General features: G+C 64.3%; 22 protein-coding genes. 5 read left to right on the forward strand and 17 right to left on the reverse strand.

What is annotated here, in order from left to right:
• Window positions 1-7 precede the first annotated feature (7 nt).
• Complete coding sequence (locus ACODRX_RS03330) at window positions 8-1,858, reverse strand: ABC transporter ATP-binding protein (RefSeq protein ID WP_488869621.1); 1,851 nt, start codon at window positions 1,856-1,858, stop codon at window positions 8-10.
• Between the two features lie 214 nt (window positions 1,859-2,072).
• On the opposite strand from ACODRX_RS03330, the gene ACODRX_RS03335 reads away from it, so the two are divergent.
• Window positions 2,073-3,245 (forward strand): asparaginase, encoded by a 1,173-nt coding sequence (locus tag ACODRX_RS03335; RefSeq protein WP_488869622.1) that lies wholly within the window; start codon window positions 2,073-2,075, stop codon window positions 3,243-3,245.
• An 88-nt stretch (window positions 3,246-3,333) separates the two neighbouring features.
• Here ACODRX_RS03335 and ACODRX_RS03340 read toward each other — a convergent pair whose 3' ends face one another.
• Window positions 3,334-4,731 (reverse strand): aminotransferase-like domain-containing protein, encoded by a 1,398-nt coding sequence (locus ACODRX_RS03340; RefSeq protein WP_488869623.1) that lies wholly within the window; start codon window positions 4,729-4,731, stop codon window positions 3,334-3,336.
• A 100-nt stretch (window positions 4,732-4,831) separates the two neighbouring features.
• Here ACODRX_RS03340 and ACODRX_RS03345 point away from each other — a divergent pair, with 100 nt between their 5' ends.
• Entirely contained in the window at window positions 4,832-6,019 is a 1,188-nt protein-coding gene (locus tag ACODRX_RS03345) for an MFS transporter (protein ID WP_488869624.1), read from the forward strand.
• A 30-nt stretch (window positions 6,020-6,049) separates the two neighbouring features.
• On the opposite strand, the gene yedF is transcribed toward ACODRX_RS03345, so the two are convergent.
• Entirely contained in the window at window positions 6,050-6,289 is a 240-nt protein-coding gene (gene yedF, locus ACODRX_RS03350) for a sulfurtransferase-like selenium metabolism protein YedF (protein WP_488869625.1), read from the reverse strand.
• Between the two features lie 9 nt (window positions 6,290-6,298).
• The gene (gene yedE, locus ACODRX_RS03355; RefSeq protein ID WP_488869626.1) at window positions 6,299-7,522 is read right to left on the reverse strand and encodes a selenium metabolism membrane protein YedE/FdhT; all 1,224 of its coding nucleotides are present in this window, start codon (window positions 7,520-7,522) and stop codon (window positions 6,299-6,301) included.
• A gap of 205 nt (window positions 7,523-7,727) precedes the next feature.
• Here yedE and ACODRX_RS03360 point away from each other — a divergent pair, with 205 nt between their 5' ends.
• Together ACODRX_RS03360 and ACODRX_RS03365 are read left to right on the forward strand one after the other, a co-directional pair.
• Complete coding sequence (locus ACODRX_RS03360) at window positions 7,728-9,242, forward strand: amino acid permease (protein ID WP_488869627.1); 1,515 nt, start codon at window positions 7,728-7,730, stop codon at window positions 9,240-9,242.
• Window positions 9,239-10,114: a D-hexose-6-phosphate mutarotase gene (locus tag ACODRX_RS03365; RefSeq protein ID WP_488869628.1), complete on the forward strand. Its 876-nt coding sequence runs from the start codon at window positions 9,239-9,241 to the stop codon at window positions 10,112-10,114. Before ACODRX_RS03360 ends, ACODRX_RS03365 begins: the two co-directional genes overlap by 4 nt.
• Here ACODRX_RS03365 and ACODRX_RS03370 read toward each other — a convergent pair.
• From ACODRX_RS03370 to ACODRX_RS03380, 3 genes are all read right to left on the reverse strand, one after another.
• Window positions 10,104-10,466, reverse strand: coding sequence for a HepT-like ribonuclease domain-containing protein (locus ACODRX_RS03370; RefSeq protein WP_488869629.1), 363 nt, complete (start codon window positions 10,464-10,466; stop codon window positions 10,104-10,106). The two genes, ACODRX_RS03365 and ACODRX_RS03370, sit on opposite strands and share 11 nt — an antisense overlap.
• Window positions 10,463-10,753, reverse strand: coding sequence for a nucleotidyltransferase family protein (locus tag ACODRX_RS03375; protein WP_488869630.1), 291 nt, complete (start codon window positions 10,751-10,753; stop codon window positions 10,463-10,465). Before ACODRX_RS03375 ends, ACODRX_RS03370 begins: the two co-directional genes overlap by 4 nt.
• A 71-nt stretch (window positions 10,754-10,824) precedes the next feature.
• Entirely contained in the window at window positions 10,825-12,267 is a 1,443-nt protein-coding gene (locus ACODRX_RS03380; RefSeq protein WP_488869631.1) for an NAD-dependent succinate-semialdehyde dehydrogenase, read from the reverse strand.
• Window positions 12,268-12,467: 200 nt separating this feature from the next.
• Between ACODRX_RS03380 and ACODRX_RS03385 the strand changes: the two genes are divergently transcribed.
• The gene (locus ACODRX_RS03385; protein WP_488869632.1) at window positions 12,468-12,896 is read left to right on the forward strand and encodes an energy transducer TonB; all 429 of its coding nucleotides are present in this window, start codon (window positions 12,468-12,470) and stop codon (window positions 12,894-12,896) included.
• A gap of 153 nt (window positions 12,897-13,049) precedes the next feature.
• On the opposite strand, the gene ACODRX_RS03390 is transcribed toward ACODRX_RS03385, so the two are convergent.
• The 10 genes from ACODRX_RS03390 to ACODRX_RS03435 all read right to left on the reverse strand — a co-directional run bounded on the left by ACODRX_RS03390 (window position 13,050) and on the right by ACODRX_RS03435 (window position 24,842).
• The gene (locus ACODRX_RS03390) at window positions 13,050-13,277 is read right to left on the reverse strand and encodes a CopG family antitoxin (RefSeq protein WP_488869633.1); all 228 of its coding nucleotides are present in this window, start codon (window positions 13,275-13,277) and stop codon (window positions 13,050-13,052) included.
• Between the two features lie 234 nt (window positions 13,278-13,511).
• Window positions 13,512-14,297: an HAD-IIB family hydrolase gene (locus ACODRX_RS03395; RefSeq protein ID WP_488869634.1), complete on the reverse strand. Its 786-nt coding sequence runs from the start codon at window positions 14,295-14,297 to the stop codon at window positions 13,512-13,514.
• Between the two features lie 50 nt (window positions 14,298-14,347).
• Window positions 14,348-15,319: a glycosyltransferase family 2 protein gene (locus ACODRX_RS03400; RefSeq protein WP_488869635.1), complete on the reverse strand. Its 972-nt coding sequence runs from the start codon at window positions 15,317-15,319 to the stop codon at window positions 14,348-14,350.
• On the reverse strand, window positions 15,312-15,713 hold the full coding sequence (locus ACODRX_RS03405; RefSeq protein ID WP_488869636.1) for a GtrA family protein: 402 nt from the start codon (window positions 15,711-15,713) through the stop codon (window positions 15,312-15,314). Before ACODRX_RS03405 ends, ACODRX_RS03400 begins: the two co-directional genes overlap by 8 nt.
• Entirely contained in the window at window positions 15,710-16,690 is a 981-nt protein-coding gene (locus tag ACODRX_RS03410) for a glycosyltransferase family 2 protein (protein WP_488869637.1), read from the reverse strand. The genes ACODRX_RS03405 and ACODRX_RS03410 overlap by 4 nt, the downstream gene beginning before the upstream one ends.
• A gap of 22 nt (window positions 16,691-16,712) precedes the next feature.
• Window positions 16,713-18,554, reverse strand: coding sequence for a hypothetical protein (locus tag ACODRX_RS03415; protein ID WP_488869638.1), 1,842 nt, complete (start codon window positions 18,552-18,554; stop codon window positions 16,713-16,715).
• Window positions 18,511-19,560 (reverse strand): acyltransferase family protein, encoded by a 1,050-nt coding sequence (locus ACODRX_RS03420; RefSeq protein ID WP_488869639.1) that lies wholly within the window; start codon window positions 19,558-19,560, stop codon window positions 18,511-18,513. The genes ACODRX_RS03415 and ACODRX_RS03420 overlap by 44 nt, the downstream gene beginning before the upstream one ends.
• Window positions 19,561-19,738: 178 nt before the next feature.
• Window positions 19,739-21,451, reverse strand: coding sequence for a hypothetical protein (locus ACODRX_RS03425; protein WP_488869640.1), 1,713 nt, complete (start codon window positions 21,449-21,451; stop codon window positions 19,739-19,741).
• The gene (locus ACODRX_RS03430; protein ID WP_488869641.1) at window positions 21,448-23,217 is read right to left on the reverse strand and encodes an ArnT family glycosyltransferase; all 1,770 of its coding nucleotides are present in this window, start codon (window positions 23,215-23,217) and stop codon (window positions 21,448-21,450) included. The genes ACODRX_RS03425 and ACODRX_RS03430 overlap by 4 nt, the downstream gene beginning before the upstream one ends.
• The gene (locus ACODRX_RS03435) at window positions 23,214-24,842 is read right to left on the reverse strand and encodes a peptide chain release factor 3 (protein WP_488869642.1); all 1,629 of its coding nucleotides are present in this window, start codon (window positions 24,840-24,842) and stop codon (window positions 23,214-23,216) included. The genes ACODRX_RS03430 and ACODRX_RS03435 overlap by 4 nt, the downstream gene beginning before the upstream one ends.
• Between the last annotated feature and the right edge of the window lie 19 nt (window positions 24,843-24,861).

Here is a 24,861-nt window from a genome sequence, read left to right on the forward strand (position 1 = left end):
CTTGCCCTCAGGCAACGCTGCGCTCGCCCAGGTCCTCGCCAAGAAAGCCGCCGCTTTGGTGCGCCCACAGGCGCGCGTACACGCCGCCCTGCTGCAGCAGCTGCTGGTGCGTGCCTTGCTCGACGATGCGGCCCTGGTCGAGCACGATCAGGCGGTCGAGCGCGGCGATGGTGGACAAACGGTGCGCGATGGCGATCACCGTCTTGCCCTGCATCAGGCTGTCCAGGCTTTGCTGGATGGCGGCCTCGACCTCGCTGTCGAGCGCGCTGGTGGCTTCGTCGAGCAGCAGGATGGGCGCGTCCTTGAGCATCACGCGCGCGATGGCCACGCGCTGGCGCTGGCCGCCCGAGAGCTTGACGCCGCGCTCGCCCACCTGGGCGTCATAGCCGGTGCGGCCCTTGAGGTCGCTCAGGCTGGCGATGAAGTCCGCCGCCTCGGCGCGCTCGGCGGCGCGGCGCATGGCGTCCTCGCCGGCATCGGGGCGGCCGTAGAGGATGTTGTCGCGCATCGAGCGGTGCAGGAGCGAGGTGTCTTGCGTGACCATGCCGATCGCGCTGCGCAGGCTGTCCTGCGTGACGTGGGCGATGTCCTGGCCGTCGATGCGGATCTGTCCGGCCGCCACGTCGTGAAAGCGCAGCAGCAGGTTCACCAGGGTGGACTTGCCCGCGCCCGAGCGGCCGATCAGGCCCACGCGCTCGCCGGGGCTAATGCTCAGCTGCAGGTGGTCGATCACCGGCTTGCCGCCCGCCTTGTACGCGAAGCTGACGTTGTCGAACTCGATCTGGCCGCGTGTTACCGCCAGCGGCCTGGCATCGGCCGCGTCGACGATGCTGCGCGGTTTGGTCAAGGTGTTGATGCCGTCCTGGATGGTGCCCACGTTCTCGAACAGGCCGGTCATCTGCCACATCACCCAGTGCGAATAGCCCATCAGCCGCAGCGCCATCGCGATCACCGCCGCCACCACGCCGGCGCTGGCCTGGCCCTGCGACCACAGGTACAGCGCGGTGCCGGTGGAGCCGAGCAGCAGCAGCGTGATCATGAAGTGGTTGGCGATCTCGAACTGGCTCACCATGCGCATCTGCGCATAGCCGGTGGTCTTGAAGGCCTCCATCGCGTTGCGCGCGTACTCGGCCTCGCGCCGCGTGTGGGCGAAGAGCTTGACGGTGGCGATGTTGGTGTAGGCGTCGGTCACGCGGCCGGTCATCATCGAGCGGGCGTCGGCCTGCTCCTTGCCGATCTTGCCCAGGCGCGGCACGAAATAGAAGCAGGCCGCCACATAGGCGGCGAGCCACAGCGCGAACGGCAGCATCAGCCGCCATTCAAAGCTGGCCGCCAGCACCAGGATGCCGATCATGTAGACGCTGACGCCGACCAGCACGTCCACCACCATGAACACCACCTCGCGCACCGACAGCGCGGTCTGCATGATCTTGGTGGTGATGCGGCCGGCGAACTCGTCCGCATAGAACGACATGCTCTGCCCCAGCATCAGCCGGTGGAACACCCAGCGCAGCCGCATCGGGAAGTTGATGGCCAGCACCTGGTGCATCACCATGGTGTGCAGGCCCAGCAGCGCGCCGCTGGCCAGCAGCACGGCGGCTATGGCGTAGACGGTGCCGCGCTGCTCGGCCCAGAAGCCGGCGGGCGAGACGCTGCCCAGCCAGTCGACCACATGGCCCATGATGGCGAACAGCAGCGCCTCGTAGAGGGCCAGCAGTGCCGAGGTGATGGTGAGCAGGCCGATCCAGCCGCGCATGCCCTGGGTGCAGGCCCACATGAAGGCGAAGAAGCCCGTGGGCGGCACTGAGGGGTCGGCCGTGGGATAGGGCGGCACGCGCCGCTCAAAGAACGAGAACACCGGGGGAAACTCCTTGTTGCAAGACGCCCGCACTTCATGAGGCTGCCGGGCGCGATGGGGCAAGTCTATCTGCCGCCCCCGGCGGCTGCAGGGCGGGCCCCGGATTCCAGGTGCCGAAAAACGGCTTTGCCGCGCTGGCAACTAGGGCGAATCCCAGGCGGCAAAAGGATTGCCTGTTTCTATGATCCTCGCCTTTCCTTCATGGAGTACTTGTATGTCTTCCCAACTTTCGCGCATTGCGCGCCTGCCGGCCCTGTCGGCGATCACCTTGGCGCTGGCGCTGGGCCTGGGCGCCTGCGCGCAAAACCCGGCTGCTCCGGCTGCCGCCCAGGCGGCGGCTCCCGCTGCCGCGCCGGCCGCCACCGCCACCGCCACCGCTACGGCACCGGCCCCGCAGGGCCAGCGCAACGTGGTCGTGCTGGCCACTGGCGGCACCATTGCCGGCGCCGGCGCATCGGCGATGAACAGCGCCACCTACAGCGCCGCCAAGGTGCCGGTGGACAAGCTGCTGGCCGGCCTGCCCGAGCTGGCGAAGGTGGCCCATGTGCGCGGTGAGCAGGTGTTCCAGATCGCGTCCGAGAGCTTCACCAACGACAACCTGCTGGCGCTGGCGCGGCGTGTGTCGGCGCTGTCCAAGCAGTCCGACGTGGACGGCATCGTGGTCACCCACGGCACCGACACGCTGGCCGAGACCGCCTACTTCCTGAGCCTGACGGTGCACACCACCAAGCCGATCGTGGTCGTGGGCTCGATGCGCCCCGGCACCGCGCTGTCGGCCGATGGCGCGCTGAACCTGGTGGACGCGGTGAGCGTGGCCGCCGCCAAGGACGCCGAGGGCAAGGGCGTGCTGGTGACGATGAACGACGAGATCCAGACCGCGCGCGACGTGAACAAGGACGTGAACATCAAGACCGGCGCGTTCCAGAGCCAGTGGGGCCCGCTGGGCATGATCGTCGAAGGCAAGAACTACTGGTTCCGCAACCCCGCCAAGCGCCATACGATGAACTCGGAGTTCAACATCGACAACATCACCACGCTGCCGCAGGTGGACATCGTCTACGCCTACGGCACGGTGCAGCGCACCGCGCTGGATGCGCTGGTGAACAGCGGCGCCAAGGCCATCGTGCACGCCGGCACCGGCAATGGCTCGGTGGCCGACCGCATGGTGCCGGCGCTGCAGGAAGCGCGTGGCAAGGGCGTGCTGGTGGTGCGCTCGTCGCGCGTGCCCTATGGCTTCGTGCTGCGCAATGCCGAGCAGCCCGACGACAAGTACGACTGGGTGGTGGCACACGACATGCGCCCCGAGAAGGCCCGCATCCTGACCATGCTGGCGCTGACCCGGAATGCCAGCACCCAGGAGCTGCAGCGCATGTTCTGGGAATATTGATAGCCCGGCCCGCCACACGGCAAGGCAAGAGAAGCGGAGCCTGCGGGCTCCGTTTTTCTTTGCCGCCCGCCCGGGCCGGCGAGAGGGCTCAAACCCCGGGGTCGGCCAGAAAAGCCACGGCCGCTGGCTCGGTGGCATAGGCCACATTGATGCGCAGCCAGGGGCTGGCCGCTCCGTTCGGCATGAAGGCCGACCCGGGCGAGAGGCTGATGCCGCGGCGCTCGGCGGCGGCCACCAGCGTGGCGGAGTCGTCCACGCCCGGGCGGCGCGCCCAGATGAACATGCCGCCCGCGGGCGGGCCCCAGATATCCCAGCCCGCCGAGGCCATCAGCTGCTGCACCGCCGCCTGCTGGCCTTCGAGCCGGCGCCGCAGGCGCTCGGCCAGCCGGCGGTAGCTGCCGTTTTCGATCATCGAGGCCACCACCTCTTCGGCAAAGCGCGACGATGCGATGCTGGTGAGCATCTTCACATCAACCAGCGGGCGCAGCACGGCCGCGCCGGCCGCGATATAGCCCACGCGCAGCGAGCACGACAGGGTCTTGGAGAAGCTGCCCAGGTAGATCACGCGCTGCAGCTGGTCCAGCGTGGCCAGGCGCACGCTGGGCTCGCTCTGCAGGTCGGCGTAGATGTCGTCCTCGACGAGCACGAGCCCGTGCTGCTCGGCCAGCTGCAGGATGCGGTGGGCCACGGCGGCGGATAGCAGGCTGCCCGTGGGATTGTGGAACACGCTGTTGACGAAGAAGGCCTTGGGCCGGTGGGCCTGCAGCAGGCGCGCCAGCGCATCCACATCGGGGCCCTGCGGCGTGCGCGGCACTTCGAGCATGCGGATGCCGTGCAGCTTGAGCAGGCCGAACAGGTTGTAGTAGCCGGGCGACTCGACCAGCACCTCGTCGCCCGGGCGCAGCAGGTAGCGCACCAGCAGGTCGAGCGCATGGCTGGCGCCGCTGGTCAGCATGATCTGCGCGGCGGCCACGCCAAAGCCGAGCCGCGCGCCCAACTGCTGCTGCAGCAGCGCACGCAGCGCGGGGCTGCCCAGCGGGGTGCTGTAGTCGAACAGCGCCTGCGCCTCGCGGCGCGCCACCTGGCGGATGGCGGCGGCCAGCGCTTCCTGCTCGCGCCAGCTGTCGGGCAGCCAGCCGCAGCCGAGCTTGAGTGTGTGTGGCGCATCGCTGAACAGCTGCCACAGCTCGCCGGCCACGTCTTCGGCCTGCTGCGGCATGAGCGCGCCGCCGGCGCTGGGTGGGCTAGGTGAAGGCGGCTCCTGCACGAAGTAGCCCGAACCCTGGCGCGAGCGCACCAGGCCTTGGGCGCGCAGGCGCTCGTAGGCCTCGATCACCGTGTTGCGGCTCACGCCGCGCGCATCGGCCAGCCCGCGGATGGATGGCAGCCGCATGCCGGCGCCCAGCAGGCCGCGCGCCATGCGCGCGCGCAGCTCCTGCTCGATCTGGGTGACCAGCGGCAATGGGCGTTCGGTGGTGGCAGGCACGGGCAGGCTCCAACTGTTCCGCCAAACCAGGGGTACGGTTGGGCGATTGAATGGCAAAGTGTACCTGGCACAGTTGCAGGCGGGCCACTAGAGTGGCGCAATGAACGGATTGCAACGTGGCGCCAGCGTTGGGCGCATGGCGGGTGAACGGGGGCAGGCGGCCTGCCTGGCCTGGGCGCTGCTGACGATCACCGTGGGCGTGAACCTGCATGTGCCGCTGTATCCGGCGATCGCGGCGCGCGGCGGCCATGGGCTGGCGGCCACCACGCTGGCCTTCTCCTTTTACGTCGCCGGGGTGCTGCCGGTGCTGCTGCTGCTGGGCGGGCTGTCGGACCGCGTCGGGCGCCGGCCGGTGATGCTGGCCGCGCTGGTGCTGTCGGGCATGGCCACGCTGGTGATGGCGCTGTGGCCGCAGCTGCTGTCGCTGGCGCTGGCGCGCTGGCTGCTGGGCATGGGCTCGGCGCTGATGTCGGCCACGGCACTGGCCTATATGGGCGAGCTGCTGGCCGGGCGGCCGGATGGCATGGCCAGCGCCGCCAGCTGGGTCACGGCTAGCACCTCGCTGGGCTTCGGGCTGGGGCCGCTCGTCACCACGTTGACCATGGGCCCCGGTGCGGGGCTCGCGCCGCCCAGCTACGCGCTGCATGTGGCGGCGCTGGCCGCCGCCGCCCTGCTGCTGCGCTGGCTGCCGGCAGGGCCGGCCGTGCGAACGCCGGCGGCGGCCATGCTCCGCCTGCCCAGCTACCCGCCGGGCACGGCCTGGTTCGGCCTGGCGATCCTGCTGGCCTGGGCAACCTCAGGGCTGGTGATTTCGGTGCTGCCGGCGGTGCTGGCGCGGCATGGGCTGGCACATTGGTCGGGCGCGACCACGCTGCTGGCCATCAGCTGCGGGCTGCTCTTTCAGCCGGCGGCACGCCGCTGCCCGCCGGCGCGGGCCACGGCCATCGGGTTGTGGACGCTGCTGCCCGCCTATGGCCTGCTGGCCCTCGGGGCGCTGCAGGGGCAACTGGCCTGCGTGCTGCTCGGCGCCCTGCTGGCGAGCAGTGCCTGCTATGGCTTCGTCTATCTCGGCGGGCTGGCGGGCGTGGCCGCGCTGGCCGATGGCAGGCAGGCCCGGGTGAGCGCGGGCTTTTTCGTGCTGGCCTATGTGGGCTTCAGCGTGCCGGTGGTGTTTGCCGGCGCGCTGGCCGACCGCTGGGGCCAGGGCGCGGCGCTGGCGGCGTTCGGCGGGTTCCTGCTGCTGGGCGTGCTGGCCTTGCTGGCGGGCCGGGGGCGGCAAACGGCATAGCCATGTGCCGGCCGGCCTTGGCTTGGGCGTTCAGCGGCGGATCAGGTAGCGGATGGTGGGGCCGTCCTGCTGGATCTCCAGCACCTCGTAGCCGTGGTTCCTGGCGTCGAGCGGGATGTTGTTGATCGACTGCGGGCAGTCGGAGACCACCTCCAGTATCTCGCCCGGCTGCAGCTGGGGCAGCGCCTCCAGCGTGGCGATGGCCGGGTAGGGGCAGGGCTCGCCCATCATGTCGATGCGATAGGTGGGGGTGTAGGTAGGCTTGGTCATCGGATCCTTTCAGGCGCCTCGGGCCACGGTGGCGGCGATGCCGGGCTGCGGCCGTTTGCGGTTGAAGAAATGCCGCTCCCACCACAGCACCAGCAGCAGCGCCACGGCCAGCAGCGCGTAGGTGACGAGCAAGCCGCCTTGCGGGCCGAAGACCTTCAGCAGGTTGACCTTGTCGTAGTTGACGGCGATGGCCGGGGCCAGGTCGTCCCACACCGCGGCCAGCAGCGTGGAGCCGAGCACATTGCCCAGGCCCACCCACCAGTAGTGCACCTGGCCTTCAACCGCGCGGTACATCCAGCCCGTCTCGCAGCCGCCGGCCAGCACGATGCCGAAGCCGAACAGCAGGCCGCCGATCACCGCGTTCGGCCCGGCCCAGAAGATCTTCTGGTCCAGGCCCAGCTGCGCATAGCCATAGACGCCGATGGCGCTGGCCGCCATGCCGATGATGATGGCCTTGGCCATCTGGGTGCGGCCGGTGAGCCACAGGTCGCGGAAGGCCGAGGTAAAGCATACCTGGGCGCGCTCGATGATCAGCCCGAACGCCAGGCCGAACAGCGCCGCGAAACCGAGCTTGGGCGCTTCCAGCACCTTGGCCAGCGCCCAGGCGACGAAGGCCGCGAAGATCAGCATGCCCAGCCGAAAGCGCTTGCGCGCCTGGGCCTCGTGCTGCTGCAGCGGCAGCGCGGCGCTTACCTTCTGCAGCTTCACCGGGATGCGGAAGATGGGTAGCATGCCGACCTTGGCGCCCGCCAGCGAGCCGATGGCGGTGGCGATGGCGAAGAACCAGGCATGCAGCGAGAACTGCGGGATGCCGGTGAAGAAGGCCGCCAGGTTGCAGCCCATGGCCAGCCGCGCGCCAAAGCCCGCGATGATGCCGCCCACGATGGCCTGCGCCACGCGGATGCGGTGGTGCGGCATGCGCAGCTTGATGTTGTTGGCCCACAGCGCCGCCGACAGGCAGCCGGCGAACATGCCGATGATCATCACGCCGTCCACCCGGGTCAGCGGCGTGCCCTGCATGCCGATGAGCCGGAAGTAGCCCCAGCTGGAGATGTCCACGCCCAGCAGCTGCAGCACATGGCCGCCCCAGCGGGTGAATTCGCCGGTGACCGCCCAGAAGGTGCCGGTGATGCCGAAGTAGTACGCCGCCAGCACGCCGGCCGCGATGACGGCGGGCACGGGCGACCAGAAGCGCACCAGATATTGTTGCTTGAAGTCTTGCCAGGTTTGCATGATGGTCTCACCGGAAAATGCCGCAGCACCTGTGAGCGATAACGGCTGCCCGGGTGGGGCGGTGCGGCCGCGCCGGGAACGCAGGGCGTTCCCCGGGCGCCATTGTGCCTGTTTGGTGCCTGCTTGGCACCCGTTTGCGCGCGCCGGTCCGCCCGCCTGCGATTGCCCGGATAATGACCGCCCTTTGGGCAAGTTTTTCATCGTTATGCAGGCTGATTCGAGTAGTAACAAGGCCGGGCCACCCACGGACAGCGGCGGATTGCGGCGCGAGCTGAAGGCCCGGCACCTGTCGATGATCGCCATCGGCGGCTCCATCGGCACCGGGCTGTTCGTGGCCTCGGGCGCCACCATCTCGCAGGCGGGGCCGGGCGGGGCGCTGCTGGCCTATGCGGTGATCGGGCTGATGGTCTACTTCCTGATGACCAGCCTGGGCGAGCTGGCGGCCTACATGCCGGTGTCGGGCTCGTTCGCCACCTATGGCGCGCGCTATGTGGACGAGGGCTTCGGCTTCGCGCTGGGCTGGAACTACTGGTACAACTGGGCGATCACCATCGCGGTGGACCTGGTGGCCTCGCAGCTGGTGATGGGCTACTGGTTTCCGCAGGTGCCGGGCTACCTGTGGAGCGCGCTGTTCCTGGCGCTGATGCTGGGGCTCAACGCCATCTCGGTCAAGGGCTTCGGCGAGGCCGAATACTGGTTTTCGGCCATCAAGGTGACGACGGTGATCGTCTTCATCGCGCTGGGCGTGCTGATGATCGCCGGCATCCTCAAGGGCGGCCCGGCGCCGGCGCCCTGGGCCAGCCTGGCCAACTGGAGCGTGGCCGACGCGCCGTTTGCCGGCGGCTTCGCGGCGCTGATCGGCGTGGCGATGATCGTGGGCTTCTCGTTCCAGGGCACCGAGCTGATCGGCATTGCCGCGGCCGAGTCGGAGGACCCGGCCAGGAACATTCCCCGCGCGGTGCGCCAGGTGTTCTGGCGCATTCTGCTGTTCTATGTGCTGGCGATCGCGGTGATCAGCTCGCTCATTCCCTATACCGATCCGCAGCTGCTGCGCCAGGAGGTGGGCGACATCAGCGTGAGCCCGTTCACGCTGGTGTTCCAGAAGGCGGGGCTGCTGTCGGCCGCGGCGGTGATGAACGCGGTGGTGCTGACCTCGGTGCTGTCGGCCGGCAACTCGGGCATGTATGCCTCAACCCGCATGCTGTACACGCTGGCCTGCCAGGGCATGGCGCCGCGGGTGTTCGCGCGGCTCAGCAGGAACGGCGTGCCCTTGTATGCGCTGATGGCCACCACCGTGGTGGCGGGGCTGTGCTTCTTCAGCTTTCTGTTCAGTCCGAACGCGGTCTACCTGTGGCTGCTGAACCTGTCGGGCATGACCGGCTTCATCGCCTGGCTGGGCATCGCGGTGAGCCACTACCGCTTTCGCAAGGGCTTCGTGGCGCAGGGGCACGAGCTGGGGCTGCTGCCGTACCGCGCCTCGCTGTTTCCCTTCGGGCCGGTCTTTGCCTTCGTGCTGTGCATGCTGATCACGCTGGGGCAGAACTACCAGGCTTTCCTGCAGGATCGCATCGACTGGGGCGGCGTGGTGGCCACCTACATCGGCCTGCCGGTGTTCCTGCTGGTCTGGTGGAGCTACCGCCTGGCCACTGGCGCGCGCACGGTGCGCTATGCCGAGATGCGCTTTGACGGCCATGTGAACGCAAACGGAGATCTGCAATGAACCAGGCCTGGCAAGCGGTGCAGATCCAGGGCATTGCCGCACTGCGCTACCAGTCGCCAGCCGGCGACAGCGTGGCGGTGGCGCTGCAGGGCGCCCAGGTGCTGTCTTGGCGGACCGCAGATGGGGCCGACGGCGTGGAGCGCCTGTACCTCAGCCCGTGCTCGGCGGCCGATGGGCACAGCGCCATCCGCGGCGGCATTCCGGTGTGCTTTCCGCAGTTCAACCAGCGTGGCCCCTTGCCCAAGCATGGCTTTGCCCGCAACCTGCCGTGGCAGGTTGCGCAGCAGGGGGACGGTGTGCTGGAGATGGTTTTGCACAGCAGCGAGGCAACACACGCGTGGTGGCCAGAGTCTTTCGAGGCGCGCCTGTCGGTGATGCTGGCGCCGAACCGCCTGCGGGTGCGGCTGCAGGCCACGAACACGGGTACCCGGCCCTGGGCGCTGACGGCCGCGCTGCACACCTACCTGCGGGTGGACGACATCACCCGTTGCTGCCTGCACGGCCTGCAGGGGCTGGCTTGCTGGGATGCGCTGGCCGACACGCGCTTTGCCGAGCCGCGCGAGCGCATTGCCTTTGGCGACGCGCCGGGCGCGGGGTTCGACCGGGTGTTCTCGCTGCCGCGCGCTGGCGCCGCGCATGCGCTGGCGCTTGAGCAAGGGGCTGCAAGGCTGGCGATCGACAACCAGCCGGGCGCCACCGAAACCGTGGTCTGGAACCCCGGCGCGGCGCTGAGCGCCGAGCTGGCCGACCTGCCCGATGACGGCTGGCGCCACATGCTGTGCGTGGAGGCCGCCCGCATCGACGCGCCGCTGGCGCTGGCGCCGGGCCAGTCTTGGGAGATTGCGCAGGAGCTGGCTAGTGCTATTGGGTAGCGTGGGCTCGTGCATCCAGGATTTGAGCCTGGAACCCGGGCAGCTCGCTTTGGATGGTCTTCCAGACAACGGCGAAGTCCACCTTGAAGTAGCCATGGGCCAACGCATTGCGCATCTGGTAGGCGGAGGCCAGAGGCAACCGAGGGTGGCGGGCTACGAAATCGGGATGGTGCTTTTCGATATTGTTGCAGGCCTCGCCGATGATTTCGAAATTGCGGATCACCGCATCCTGCACTAGCGGGGTGCTCAGGAAGCCGGGTTCGTCCAGGCTCTTCGTGTACTGGTGGATGCGTTGAATGGCTTCGAGGATATGCCCGAGATAGTCCATCAGGCGTTGTTGATCGCGGCTCATACCGGACGAGCCTCGGCAAGCACTGCAGCACGGAATGAATCCGGCAGTGCATTGGGGGTCAGCACGTCCACGGGCACGCCGAGCAGCACGACCAGCTCATGGCGGATGGCTCCAATGTCGAACAGTGTGGTGTCCGGCGTCGGGTCGATAAGGAGATCGAGGTCGCTGCCATTGGTGTCCCGCCCATGCAGTACCGAGCCGAACACCCTGGCGTTGCGGCTGCGGTGCGACTCGACGATGCGGCGGATTGCCGCACGATGCAGGTCCAGGGCTTCGGAAGGCTTCATGCACTAATGATAAAGGGCAGGCGCCAGGCCTGCCCTTGCTGCCTCAAGACAAGCTCAGGACGGGGGCTGGCTTACACCGCCGTGATCGACACCGCCTTGGAGTTCAGGTAGGCCTCCATGGCCTCGGGGCCGCCTTCGCTGCCGTAGCCCGAATCCTTGATGCCGCCGAACGGGAATTCGGCCGTGGGCGTGGCGGGCTGGTTGATCCACACCATGCCGGCCTCGATGCCGTGCGCCAGCATCTGCACGTTCTTGTACGCGCGGGTATAGGCATAGGCGGACAGGCCGTAGGGCAGGCGGTTGGCTTCGGCGATGGCGTCTTCCAGCTTGTCGAAGCTGCGGATCGCGGCGATCGGGCCGAAGGGCTCGTCGTTGAACACCGAGGCGTTGAGCGGCACGTCCGTCAGGATCGTGGGCGCGAAGAAGTTGCCCGCACTGCCCACGCGCTCGCCGCCGGTGGCCACCTTGGCGCCCTTGGCGGCGGCATCGCTCACCACCTGGGCCATGGCGGTGAGGCGGCGCGGGTTGGCCAGCGGGCCCAGCGTGGTGCCATCGGCCAGGCCGTCGCCAAGCTTCAGGCCCTCGGCGTGCTTGACCATGGCCTGGGCAAACTCCTCGCGCAGGCTGCTGTGCACCAGGAAGCGCGTGGGCGAGATGCAGACCTGGCCGGCGTTGCGGAACTTGGCGGCGGACACGGCACGGGCGGCCAGGGCCACGTCGGCGTCCTCGGCCACGATCACCGGCGCGTGGCCGCCCAGCTCCATGGTCACCCGCTTCATGTGCGCGCCGGCCAGCGCGGCCAGCTGCTTGCCCACCGCGGTGGAGCCGGTGAAGGTCACCTTGCGGATGATGGGGTGGGGAATCAGGTATTCGGAAATCTCGGCCGGCGAGCCATACAGCAGGCCGATCACGCCGGGCGGAATGCCGGCATCCACAAAGCACTGCAGCAGCGCGGCCGGCGAGGCCGGGGTCTCTTCGGGCGCCTTCACCAGGAAGGAGCAGCCCGTGGCCAGCGCCGCGCCCAGCTTGCGCACCACCTGGTTGATCGGGAAGTTCCACGGCGTAAAGGCCGCCACCGGGCCCACCGGCTCCTTGATCACCAGCTGCTGCACATTGGTGACGCGCGCGGGCACGATGCGGCCGTACACGCGCAGGCCCTCGTCCGCAAACCATTCGATGATGCCGGCGCCGGCCAGCGCCTCGCCCTTGGCCTCGACCAGCGGCTTGCCCTGCTCCTGCGTCAGCAATCGGCCGATGGCGTCGGCGCGCTCGCGCAGCAGCCCGGCGGCGCGGCGCATGATGGCGGCGCGCTCGATCGCGGGCAGGGCGCGCCAGGTCTCGAAGCCCTTTTGCGCGGCGGCCAGCGCACGGTCCATGTCCGCCTTGGCCGCATGCGCCACCTTGCCAATCACCTGGCCCGAAGCGGGGTTCACCACATCGATGGTACGGCCGCCTTCGGCATCGACCCATTCATTGTTGATCATCAGGCGGGTATCGGGATATCCGGTTGTCATTGCGTATGTTTCCTTGGACAGTCAGAAGTCAGAGAAAAGAAGAACAGGCCGGCAAAGGTATCACGACTTGCGCAAATCCGGTTCGGGCTATGATCCCCGCTGTTCACGCGCCTTGTCTTGCAAGGCATTTGCAAGCCTTTGCAAACCAGCGCCATGGGCATGGTAAAACAAGGCGGCACGAGTCTATGGAAACGCACAAGATGACCACCTTTCAGAGAAGTTTTTTGGCCATGAGCATGGTGGCCGCCTTTGCACTGGCCGGCTGCGCCACCCCGGGCAGCCAGGCTTCGGCCGATGCCAACGCCCCGGCGGCCGCCACGCCAGCGCCGGCCGTGGCCGCTTCGGGCTGCGCCAACAACGCCTGCGACACGCCACCCCAGCTGGTCACCGGAGCCGCGCCGCGCTATCCCTACCCGGCGGGCACGCAGGCGCAACCGGCCAGCGTGCGCGTGCAGTTCGTGGTGAACACCGATGGCTCGGTGGGCGATGTGAAGACGCTGACCAGCACCTCCAAAGACATGGCCACCGAGGTGGAGCGCGCCGTCAAGCGCTGGAACTACCGCCCCGCCACCAAGGGCGGCCAGCCGATCAAGGTCATCCTGCAGCAGCAGTTCGACTTTAAGCCTTGATCAGTTTGCTCCTGAAACAGGAGCTTCTGGCGCTTGATGGCAGTGATTTTTAGGTATATAGGCCATTGAAAGCATTGCAGGAAAAGCGCGGGAAGCTATTGTTTTGAGGGTGAGGCCATGGTCGCACATGGCTGAAGGCCGGCAATCGCCTTCTTAGTTCTTTGTGGCGGGCCAGGCTATCTGCACCTTGCGGTGGGTCATGACGCAATCGCGCAGGTAGAGATTGATAAGGCTTTGGTAGGGTACGCCGGCCTCATTCGCCATATTCTTGAAATACTCGACCACATCCTCCGACAAGCGCATGGAGACGGGCTTCTTGAGTTTTGCCGCGTATGGATTCTTGCGCGACCGCATCTTGGAAAAATCGTATTCGGCTTTCATGGCTTAATCTCGCGTGTAGTGGCGGGCCTCGGGCTTGGTGGCTTTGCGCGCAGAGATGATGCGAATGGTATTTTCGCTGCCTCGCTCGCAGTGGCAGACAACCAGCAGGTTGGATGCGCTGCTCATGCCCAGCATGATGAAGCGGTCTTCTTCCTTGGAATGGTCTTCATCAAAGAGTATGGCTCAAGAATCCAAGGTCAAGCCGCCAGCGCCAAAGGCGTTGGCTTCTGAAACTCAGCCTGCCGCCGCGCATAGCCGCTCGGCCAGCTCGATAAAGCCCGCGCCGCGCTCGTGCCGCGTCACATAGCGCGGCAGGTGCGCCAGCTGCGGCACGAAGCGCGCGATGTTGGCCACGCCAAAGCTGTTGGCAAAGGCCTCGAACATCAGCTGGTCGTTGGTCGAATCGCCGATATAGCACCAGCGGTCCAGCTCGGCATCGAGCTCGCGCCCGTACAACTCCCGCACGATCCAGCGCGCGCCCTGCAGCTTGTTGTGCGCGCCAAACCAGCCATTGATGTGGATGCTGCTGACCGTGGCGTTCATGCCGGCGTCCCGCATGATGCGCAGGCAGGCGTCGATCTGCGGCTGCGCCAGCTGCACGAACTCGCTGTGGTCCACCGCGATATCGCATTCGCGCCCGGCCGAGTCCTCGGCGCGGCGCGCGCCGGGCACCGTGGCTTCGACGGCGGCCAGCACCCGCTGCATCGCGGCATGGTTGCGCTGGCGGGTAGCCGAGTCCTGCTGGTAGAGCTTTTGCAGCGTGCCGTCGGCCCGCCGGCGCAGCGCCACCGCGCCGTTCTCCGCCACGATGGCATCCACCGGCCAGGCCTGGGCGAAAGGCACGCTCCAGCCCACCGGGCGGCCGGTGATCGGAATCACCGCCAGCCCGCGCGCCTTCAACTGGCCGATGGCCGCCACCACCTCGGGCGCCACGGCGCCATCGGTGGTCAAGGTGTCGTCGATGTCGGTGAACAGGCCGATGAGGTTGGCGGGGGGATTCCAGGTGTGGAGGGGCTGCATAGGGGAACGAAGAGCAGGGGCTCTTGGATAGAAACGACGGGGCTGCCGGGCTAGAGATCTTCCAGCGTACGGCTGATCGGCTCAGAGGGGATATTGCTCACGTCGTAATGCAGGAATGCAATCAGGCATTGGATGCCGATGATGATCGGCAGCGCCGCAAGCATCACCGTGCCGCTGGAGGTGAAGTCGCCGTGCAGGATGCTTTTTGCCCAGTGGTAGCCGCCAAAGCCCGCGCCCCACAGCAGCAGCACGCATGCCGCCAGGCTGTAGAGGCTGCCAACGTTGAAGTCCCGCACCCAGTAGCTGTACACATAGCGCCGCACCAGCCGCGACAGATGCTTGCGCAGAAACTCGGGCGCCACCTTGCGGATGAGCAGGTTGGACACCTCGTACGAATACACCGCATCCATGGGAATGTCCTTGACCAGGGCGCGCACGGTGCCGAGCCGAAAGAGCATGTCGGTTTCAAAGAAGAAGCGCTTCTCCAGCTTGTCCAGCGGGATCTCGCGCAGCACGCAGGTGCGCACCGCGGTATAGCCGTTCGTGGGGTCCATGACTTGCCATTGCCCGCAACTGAGCTTGGTCAGGAAAGACAGCACCGCGTTGCCGAACAGGCGTATGGGTGGCATGCCCAGCACGGACTCGGGCCTGAAGAAGCGATTGCCCTTGGTGTAGTCGGCTTCCTCGCGCAGCAGCGGCCGCACGAAATGCGGCAGCAGTCCGGGGTCCATCTGGCCGTCGCCGTCGATCTTGACCACGATGTCCATGCCGTCGGCAATCGCCGCCTTATAGGCGCTTACCATGGCGCCGCCCACGCCCTGATTCTCGTGGTGGAACAGCACCCGCACGCGCGTATCCGAGCAATGGGCTTCGATGAAACGGCCACTGCCTTCGGGGCAGGCGTCATCGACCGCGTAGATCGCCTCCACCTCCGGCCCGATCGCCTGCAGCACCTTCAGCACATGCTGGGTGACCTTGTAGCAGGGTATGGCGACGGCGATGCGCACGGACGACTCATGCATTCGGCTGCTGCCGATACAGCAGCCGGCTCATGCCCAGGTAGTTGACCACCATGCCCGCCAGCGTGCCGAGTGCGACATACACCGTCAGCCACAGCGGCGTCTGCGCAAAGCGCCAGGCCAGCAGCGAATAGACGGCCAGGTTCACCGCCCCGCCGCCCAGCACCAGCAATAGGTAGCGCAGGTATTCGTTCAACAGGCTGCCCGAGGCCGGGCGGCCCGCAAACGAGATATTGCGGTTGATGAGCCAGGTGGTGGTGGCTGCCAGCCAGAACGACACGGCCCGCGCCGCATACACGCCAAGCACCTCGCGCAGCAGGGCCAGCACGCCGACGTCCACCACAAACGCAAGCCCGCCCGCCACGGCGAACCATGCAAACGAGCGGCTGATTTTCATCGTTTGCCGTCGGCGCTGGGCGCATCCACCGACAGATAGGCGAACTGCTTGACCTCGCGGCGCGCCAGCGTGATGGCCTGCAGGATCAATCCGGTGACGAACGACAGCGCGCCGCTGACCACCAGCGCCGTCACCAGGCTCAGCGTGGGAAAGCGCCGCACCAGCCCGGTATGGCCAAACTCCACCAGGATGGGCGCGGCCAGCAGCACCGCCAGCAGCACCAGCAGCGCGCCCAGCCAGCCAAAGAAATGCAGGGGCTTTTCGCTGACCACCAGGCGGCCGATCGTCTTGAGGATGCGCCAGCCATCGCGGTAGGTGGACAGCTTGGAGGCAGAGCCCTCGGGGCGTGCGCCGTAGGGCGTATCCATCTCCGCGCAGGGCATGCGCAGCTCCAGCGCGTGCACGTTCAGCTCGGTCTCGATCTCGAAGCCATGCGAATGCGCCGGGAACGATTTGACATAGCGCCGCGAAAACACCCGGTAGCCCGACAGCATGTCGCGAAAGCTGCCACCGAAGATCTTCTGCACGCTGCCCGTCAGCAGCTTGTTGCCCAGCCGGTGGCCGGGCCGGTAGGTCTCGCCCTTGTCGCCCGGCTCGGGCTCGGATTCCACCCGTGCGCCGACCACCATGTCCAGCTGCTGGTCGATCAGCATGTCAATCAAGGCACGCGCCGAAGGCGCATGGTAGGTGGCGTCGCCATCGGCCATCACATACACGTCGGCGTCCACATCGGCGAACATGCGGCGCACCACATTGCCCTTGCCCTTGAGGTTGACATTGCGCACATGTGCGCCAACTTCGACAGCGATCTCCGCCGTGCGGTCGGTCGAGAGGTTGTTGAAGATATAGATCTCAGCCTCGGGCAGCGCCTGGCGGAAGCCCTCGACCACCGGCCGTACCGTCAGCTCCTCGTTGTGGCAGGGGAGGATGACGGCGATGCGCTGGTTGCGGTAGAGACCTGGCTGTTGTGCACTCATATTCAGGATTCTTCTCAATTATTCAAATAGTTGCCGCATTGTGCCCGCTTTTGGTATCTGGCCTGAGCAAACGTGCGATGCTCCACACCATCACCACCGGCAATGCCAGTGACAGTGGCACAACGGGGAACAAGTACAGGATGTAGTTGCTGGGGATGGATGTCGCCTCTAGAAAACCGAGCAGCGCCACCCGTGTGACCAGCGCCACGACCAGGGTAGCTGCCAGCATCCAAGCGGCATCCGGCATGCGCCGGCGCACCAGCAAGGCGATAGACCATAGCGCCCACAATGCAAAGGCCAGCGGGAGCGCCACTGTCGACACTTTGCTCATGGCTGTGGCTATCCACTGCGCTAGCCGCATGCGCATTTTGTCGCGCGGCGAAGTCAGGTCGACCTCTAGCGGAGGTGGATCGGCCTCGGGTGCGATGGGGCCATTGGTCACTACCTCGAACAGCTTCAGATGCAAGGGCTGGCCCACACTGTGGTAAGGCTTGAGCGTTGCATGGTCCAGGGTCGCGAGCGTCCAGAACACCTGGCCAGATGCCTTGATCGCATCCAGCGCATAGCCCTTGTGCCACGGCGGTATCATCGTAGCGCGCGGTGGCAGGCAGTCGCCCGGGCGCTGGCGGCAGCCAGCATCAATCTCTGCCGCCAGCCTGCGGTAGAAAGCCCGTGCCTCCTGTGCGTTTTGGTAGTGCCCAGTCGTTGCTACTGCTCTGCGCAGCGCCCACATGAACCAGCCCGATAGAATTTCGGGGCATGGGGAGGTCTGGGTTTGCGCGCAGCCTCCGCGCCGCCAGAATTCGCCACCATCGCCTTCGAAATAGGGTTTCAGCTCGCGTGCTGCCTCGCTCATGGCATAGGCGCGCTCGCGTGCATCCTTGGGAAAGGGTACATAGCGTTGCCAATGGTCGTGGCGGATACGCGTCAGCGCCCCGTAGCCGGCCAAAAAATCGCTGGACCGGAAATCGTTATTGCGAAATACGCCATATACCGCGAAATTGGTAGTGTTAACTGCACCGACCACCAGCGTGGCCACCAGAATCGGCAATGAGGTAAAGGCTAATGCAGCCTTCCAATAGCGCAGCGCGCTGCGCTGTGTCCATAGCCAATAGGCCAGCAGCAACGCCAGTGCGGGTAGCAGCCACACGCCCTCTTCGCGTGTCAACCAGAACCATCCACCGACCAGGCCCATGGCGACCAGCATGCGCCACCGCTGCCGCAACTGCGCGCTGGGCGTGGCTTGTGCTGCGGCAAGTACCCAGCAGCGCAAGCCCAGTGTCAGCAGCAGCAGCGTTTGCGAAATATAGATACCCTCGCGCATCACCCGTCCGCCCGCCTGCTCAAGCCACGCCGCGGGCTGAAATGCCATGATGGCAAACAGCAGCAATGCAAAAAAACGCGACCGCAGCATCTGACCAGCCGTGTGGGCAAAGAACGCTGCAGATGCCAGATATAGCGCATGCTCAGAAAGCTTCAGAGGCAGTGCCGTGGCGTGATTCAGTAGCAAGAACAGTGGATAACCAACACCTTTTGCATGCGTCAATTCGTTATAGTTGCCTAACCAGTGACCCATGCCAATTTCGGCGGCGAGGCGCACAAAAAGTAGATCGTCATGCGCTGCCCAACCTACGGCCAATATCGGAAAGGCCATGCGCAGCCACAGAGATAGTGCGCTGATAAGTGCAATCCAGATCCAGTAAAAGATGGGAGTGCGTATCTGGTCTGACTCTATAGGTGTGATGAAATTTGGGTGATTGATTTCGGCAGTTCGCATGGTCGTAATACCGACGGGAAAGCAGTCTTTCATTGCATTTGCACTATTGGGAAAGTTTGCGTCCAATTGCAATGAATCTTTTTTCAATCAATTCGTAGATGATATTTGAAATGACGAAAATAATTGCATATGCCAAGGCGATAGAGAGAAGTCCCATTGATCCACTGAATTTCTGAGTGCAAAATATAATTATCGGGAAATGGATGAGATATATCGAGTATGAGATTTTTCCAATTCTGGGAAATAATTTGTCCTGAATCGCTGGTGCGCGCAGGAATTTTAACATTAGAGATCCCAGGCCCAGGCCAGTTAGAAATATTGGCGATGGCAATTTTGCTTGATAAATTCCGATCAGAAGAATGAAAATTATAATGCTTGCGTTGATAAGTGTTTCATTGAGTCGAAAGAAAAAATCTCGATAAAGGTAAATGCATCCACCAAATATAAAAAAGAACATCTGGGCTGGGAATGCGTTGTTTATAATGATTGCCACTTGACCAGGGTCGGCTGGGGTTGCTAGTGAGGCGAATCCATTGGCGAACCAACTAGTGAAGTGGCCTTGTGCAGCGAAAACACTCCAAGTGGTCGAGATGAAAATGCTTGCGGCTAGCCACAAGAGGGCCCAGCGTCCCTTGTTGATTGCAAATATTGGGGCAATAAAATACCAAATCAATTCCACTGTTAGCGTCCATGTGACGTGCAACGTATCGTAGCCAATCAGCGCCTTTGGTGAAAACTGCTGAAGATTTATAATGTTAAGAAAAAACGCAAACCAATCTCGATTGGGTTGAAGAAAAGTCCCCGCGAGAAGGCCAAATAGTAAATAGGCGAACCAATAAGCCGGAAAGATTCTAAATATACGATGAATTGTATATTTTTTTAAATTGCTTTTGCTTGCGCTTTCAGTTATTAAGAACCCGCTAATGAGGTAGAATAACTCTACGCCTAGCAAGCCACCATAGTCTCCGATAAAGGGGATGCTGAAGCCTGTGACTGCCTTGGTGTGGTGTGCAACAACTCCAATGACGGCAAGCGCTCGTAGAGCATCCATATTGACTAGGTGTTTTTCTTTCGAATCTTTGATTTCTTGCATCTGAGTCTTTGGTTGTATTTTCCCGGTCTTGCAATTTTTTCAGTGATATATGAAAAATATTTCTAAATAATCTTCTCATTTACTCATTGGAGACGGATGAATAGTGAGATTTATTGATTTGCAAGAGTGAAGATGGGAGGCAAGCAAGCCCGTTGAAGACTGTAGGGTGTGTCTTTGGTTAATTGTTTGGGTTTTGGTGATTTCTTAGGCAATCAATTGCCCCCCAGAGTGTCACAGGTAGCATGGCTAGCGAAAGAGGTACCAGGGGGAATAAGTACAGCATGTTGTTGCTTGGAATGGATGTTGCATCAAGAAAGCCGAGCAGTAAGACTCGGGCGGTTACGGCGGCAGCTAGTGCAGTTGTAACCCACCATGCGGCAACTGGAATCTGCTTTCGCGAGACTGCTTGCCATAGTATGGAGATAGACCATATCAACCAGATGAGAAATGCTAGCGGTAGGCCGTAGGTAGAAAGTTTATTGATCCCGCTTGCGAGCCAGTTGGCTAGTTGCATTCGTGTCGCGTCGCGAGGAGACTTAAGCTCATGTCCATCCCAGGCGGGCGGCGCATCTTTCAATGGCGCCAATGGGCCATTGGTCACTGTATCATATAGGGCAAGATTCTTTGCCTCGCCTTCACTGGGTAATGTATATGGCGTGATATTGCCCAATGTGGCTAAGGTATTAAATACCCTCAAAAATCCTTGTAAAGTATCTGAGGCATAGCCTTCGTGCCATGGCGGAACCATTGTTGCACGCGCCGGAAGGCAATCGCCAGGGCGTTGGCGGCAGCCTTCATCAATTTCCTTGGCCAATCGCCGATAAAAATGCTTTGCTTCGCTTGCATTTACATAGTGCCCTGCATTTGCTACTGCATCGCGCAAGGCCCACATTAACCAGCCTGACTGAATTTCGTTGCAAGGCAAGATCATGGGCTGGCTACAAGTAATGTTCAGCCAGGCTTGGCCTCCAGGGCCTTCAAAGTACGGCTTCAGTTCACGCGCGGCGGCACTCATTTCATAGGCTTTTTCGCGTGCATCCTTGGGGAATGGTACGTATTTCCGCCAATGTTCATGCTTGATGCGCGATATTGCACCATACCCGGCCTGAAAGTCGTTGGAGCGGAAGTCATTGTTACGGAAAACTCTATACATGGCGAAATTGACGGTATTGACCAAGCCAATTACCAGCAAAGTCGTCAGCACTGGCACTGCCAGAAGGCTCAGAATGGAACGCCAGCGTTCACGCCAAGCGCATTGACGCAACAGCCAGTAAGCCACCAATACCATCATCGCGGGCACAAGCCAGACACCTTCCTCCCGGGTGAGCCAGAACCAGCCCGCAAGAAAGCCAAGCAGCACCAATGTTGCCCATTGCTCGCGTAACTGCTTCGCTGGGGAAGCCTCTGTAGGTAAGACGAAGCATCGAATACCCAGCGTAACGAGCATCAGGGCCTGGGAGATGTACAAGCCTTCCCGCACAACCCTGCCTGCAGCGCCGCCTATCCATGCCGTTGGAAAGAATGCCAACAGGAAGAACGTTGCTAGCGTGGCGATGCGTGAGCGGTATAACTGACCAATGGTTATGGAAAAGAAACCTGCAGCGGCTAGATACAGTGCATGCTCGGTGAATTTGAGCGGCAGTCCTGTAGCATGATTGACTAGTAGGAATAGCGAGTAGCCAACGCCCTTGGCATGGGTCAAATTGTTGTACTCTCCTAGCCAATGACCCAGGCCTATTTCTGCAGCCCAGCGAACGAAGAGCAAATCATCATGTACGGCCGATCCGGCAGCCACAATCGGAAACGCCATTCGCAGCCATAGTGAAATTGCGGCGATGGCCGTGAAGAGAATCCAAAAGGCGCGGGAGTAGGTTAGTCGAGGTGTCATCATTGTCTGCTGCGAGCATGGCGCAGCTGGTACAGCCGCACCGCCCCATCAATCATCACTAATTCAAAATACTGCCCAAATCCCTCCCGCTCCACCATATCCGCCGCCCGGCCGGTATGAACGGCCAGCGCGGTAAAGCCTTCTGCAGCCAGCTTGTCGTGCAGGGCCTGGGGGGAGAGCGATGCGTAGTCCCGGTACCGCCACGGCCCGAACACGTCGCCCCAGATGGGTCGAGGCGCATAGTACAACGTATCTTCAAGATTGATCTGGTATATCTTTACATGGGGCTGCTCGCGCAGGTAGCGCCAGATGCCATAGCCCTCCAGGTGCTGTTGCAGATAGGCATCACGCATGGCTGCTGTGGGGGCGATAGCCTCATGGCTCTTGGCGATGGAGCGGGCGCCAATGCTGAGCAGTGCGCCAAGCAGGATGGCCTGGGTGCCGCGCCAGGCCATGGCGGCCGGCAGGCCGGCGCCCATCCAGGCATGGATGCTGCGAAAGATGTGCAGGCAGGCCGCGGCCGACAGCAGCGCCAGCAGCGGATAGGCCTGCATCAGGTAGCGGGGATAGCGCGAACTCGCCAGCCATACCAGCGCCATGCAGCCTGCCGCCAGCATGGCGGCGCGCGCCGCGCGCTGGCTCCGCAATGCCGGCACCAGCGGTGCCAGCAGCGCTGGCCAGACCAGCCAATGGGGCGGGCCCGCATGGTGGCGTAAGTCCTCGAATTGCCAGAAGTAGTCACCCTCATTCCAGTCCGAAAAGCCGAACAGCCGCCCGCCTAGCGGGTTGAAGGGGTCGCCGGTCAGCAGGGCGTTGCGCGCATACCAGTAGGCGCAGGGCAGCGCCAGCAGCAAGGCGGCTGCCAGCCAGGTCTGCGGCCGGCGGTCATATGCCAGCACCGCCATGGCAAAGAAGGGGATGAGCGCCAGCACCTGGTATTTGCTGCCTGCCGCAACCCCGAGCAAGAAGGCGGCGGCCAGCAGCCAGGCGCGCTCGCGCTGCGCGGCGGCCTTGCCGCTGGCTATCCAGGCATACAAGGCGGTACAGGCGGCGGTGACGAACATGGCCACGGCCATGTCGACATAGGCCATTGCATAGTATTGGCGGCTGATGGCCAGCCACATGGCGGCGGCCAGGCAGGCGGCCGCGTGGTCTTGCAGGTACTGCCGGCCCAGCTGGTAGATGAGCCAGGCGGTCACCCAGCCGGTGCAGGCGTGCAGCAGGTGGGGCAGCACGTCACTGCCCAGCGTGAGGGCCGCGGCGAAAAGCAGGTCGAAGTTATAGGGAAACCAGGGGTAGCGCAGCCATTCGTTGACCTGCAGCCTGCCGCTCAGGGCCCACTCGCGGGCCTGTGGCAGGTGGTACATCAGCTCATCCCAGGCCAGCGGCAGGCGCAGCGGTGCCCACAGGGTGGGCAGGGCGGCCAGCGCCAGCAGCGCCAGCCAGAAATACCGGTGCGGGAAGGGTGAGGCCTTGGCGCTTGCCTCTGGCCTGCGCTGGTGAATGGCTTGCCATGCGGCTGCGGCCATGCCCAGGCCGGTGACCGCTGCCACGCTCCACGCGGTCAGTACCCCGCCGATGGCCTGGGCTTGCAATGCGCAGATCACCAGGCCCATGCCCAGGGCAATCGCCAGCGGATGGCCCGTGCGCGTATCGGCCAGGCGGTGGCGCAGCGCGGTGGCGCCTAAGCCCCAGCATGCGGCCACAAAGGCCAGCAGCAATGCGTACAGGCCTGCGGCATAGCCCAGCCGCATTGCGAGCGCGGTCATCCCTTGGCTTGCAAAGCCAAGCCCGCATGCTCCCTCAGCGGGTGGAAATGGATCTTCGGAAAGCGCTCCTGCGCCAGCCGCACGTCATACGGCGAGGTGCACAGGTAGGCCAGCGTGTCGGCCGCGTCGCGCGCCATGCGCAGCGGGTAGGCGTTCTCGAATTCGCGCAGCTCGGCCGGGGTGTCGGCCGTGATCCAGCGCGCGCCGGTGTACTGGCAGCCTTCCAGGCGCACGTCGCAGTCGTATTCGGTGTTCAGGCGGTGCTGCACCACTTCGAACTGCAACTGGCCCACGGCGCCCAGCAGCATGTTGCCGCCGGCCTCGGGCTTGAAGACCTGGATCGCGCCTTCCTCGCCCAGCTGCATCAGGCCCTGCTGCAGCTGCTTGGTGCGCAGCGGGTTCTTGAGCACCACGGTCATGAACATCTCGGGCGCGAAGAAGGGCAGGCCGGTGAACTGCAGGCTGGCGCCATCGGTGATGGTGTCGCCCAGCTGCACGCCACCGTGCGTGGTGAAGCCGATGATGTCGCCCGCATAGGCTTCTTCCACCGCCTCGCGGCGCTGGCTCATGAAGGTGACGACGCTGGTGGGGCGCAGCTCCTTGGCGGTGCGCTGCACCTTCATCTTCATGCCGGGCGTGTACTTGCCCGAGGCCACGCGCACGAAGGCGATGCGGTCGCGGTGGTTGGCATCCATGTTGGCCTGCACCTTGAAGACCACGCCGGAAAAGCCTTCGTCCTCGGGCTGGACGATCTTTTCCACCGGCTGCTTGTTGACGATCAGCGAGCTCTTGCGCGGGCCGGGCGGGGGCGACATGTCGACCACCGCATCCAGCACCTCCATCACGCCGAAGTTGTTCACGCCCGAGCCGAAGAACACGGGCGTGAGCTTGCCGGCCAGGAAGGCCTCGTGGTCCCATGCGGCGGATGCGCCCACGGCCAGCTCCATGCTCTCCAGCGCATCGTCGAAGGCCTGTCCGAAGCGCGCGCGCAGCTTGTCGGCCTGCGCGAGCGGGATCACCTCGAAATCCTGCGGGCGGCGCTCGCTGCCGGCCTGGAACACCGTCATGCTCTGCGTGCGCAGGTTGATGATGCCGCCGAACTGCTTGCCCTGGCCCACGGGCCAGGTGATGGGGCAGCAGGGCATGCCCAGCTCGCGCTCGACTTCGTCCATGATGTCCAGCGGGTCGCGCACCTCGCGGTCCATCTTGTTGACGAAGGTGATGATGGGCGTATCGCGCTGGCGGCAGACCTCGATCAGGCGGCGGGTCTGCGATTCCACGCCGTTGGCGGCATCGATCACCATCAGCGCCGAATCCACGGCCGTGAGCACGCGGTAGGTGTCTTCCGAGAAGTCCTTGTGGCCGGGCGTGTCGAGCAGGTTGACCACGTGGTCGCGGTAGCTCATCTGCATGACCGAGCTGGCCACCGAGATGCCGCGCTGCTTTTCGATTTCCATCCAGTCGGAGGTGGCGTGGCGGCTGGCCTTGCGGCCCTTGACGGCACCGGCGATCTGGATCGCGCCCGAGAACAGCAGCAGCTTTTCGGTCAGCGTGGTCTTGCCCGCGTCGGGGTGGGAGATGATGGCGAAGGTGCGGCGGCGCCGCGTTTCGGGTGCGAAGGACACGATTAAAAAAAGAAAGAAG

The organism is Comamonas sp. FG99, from assembly GCF_057808605.1.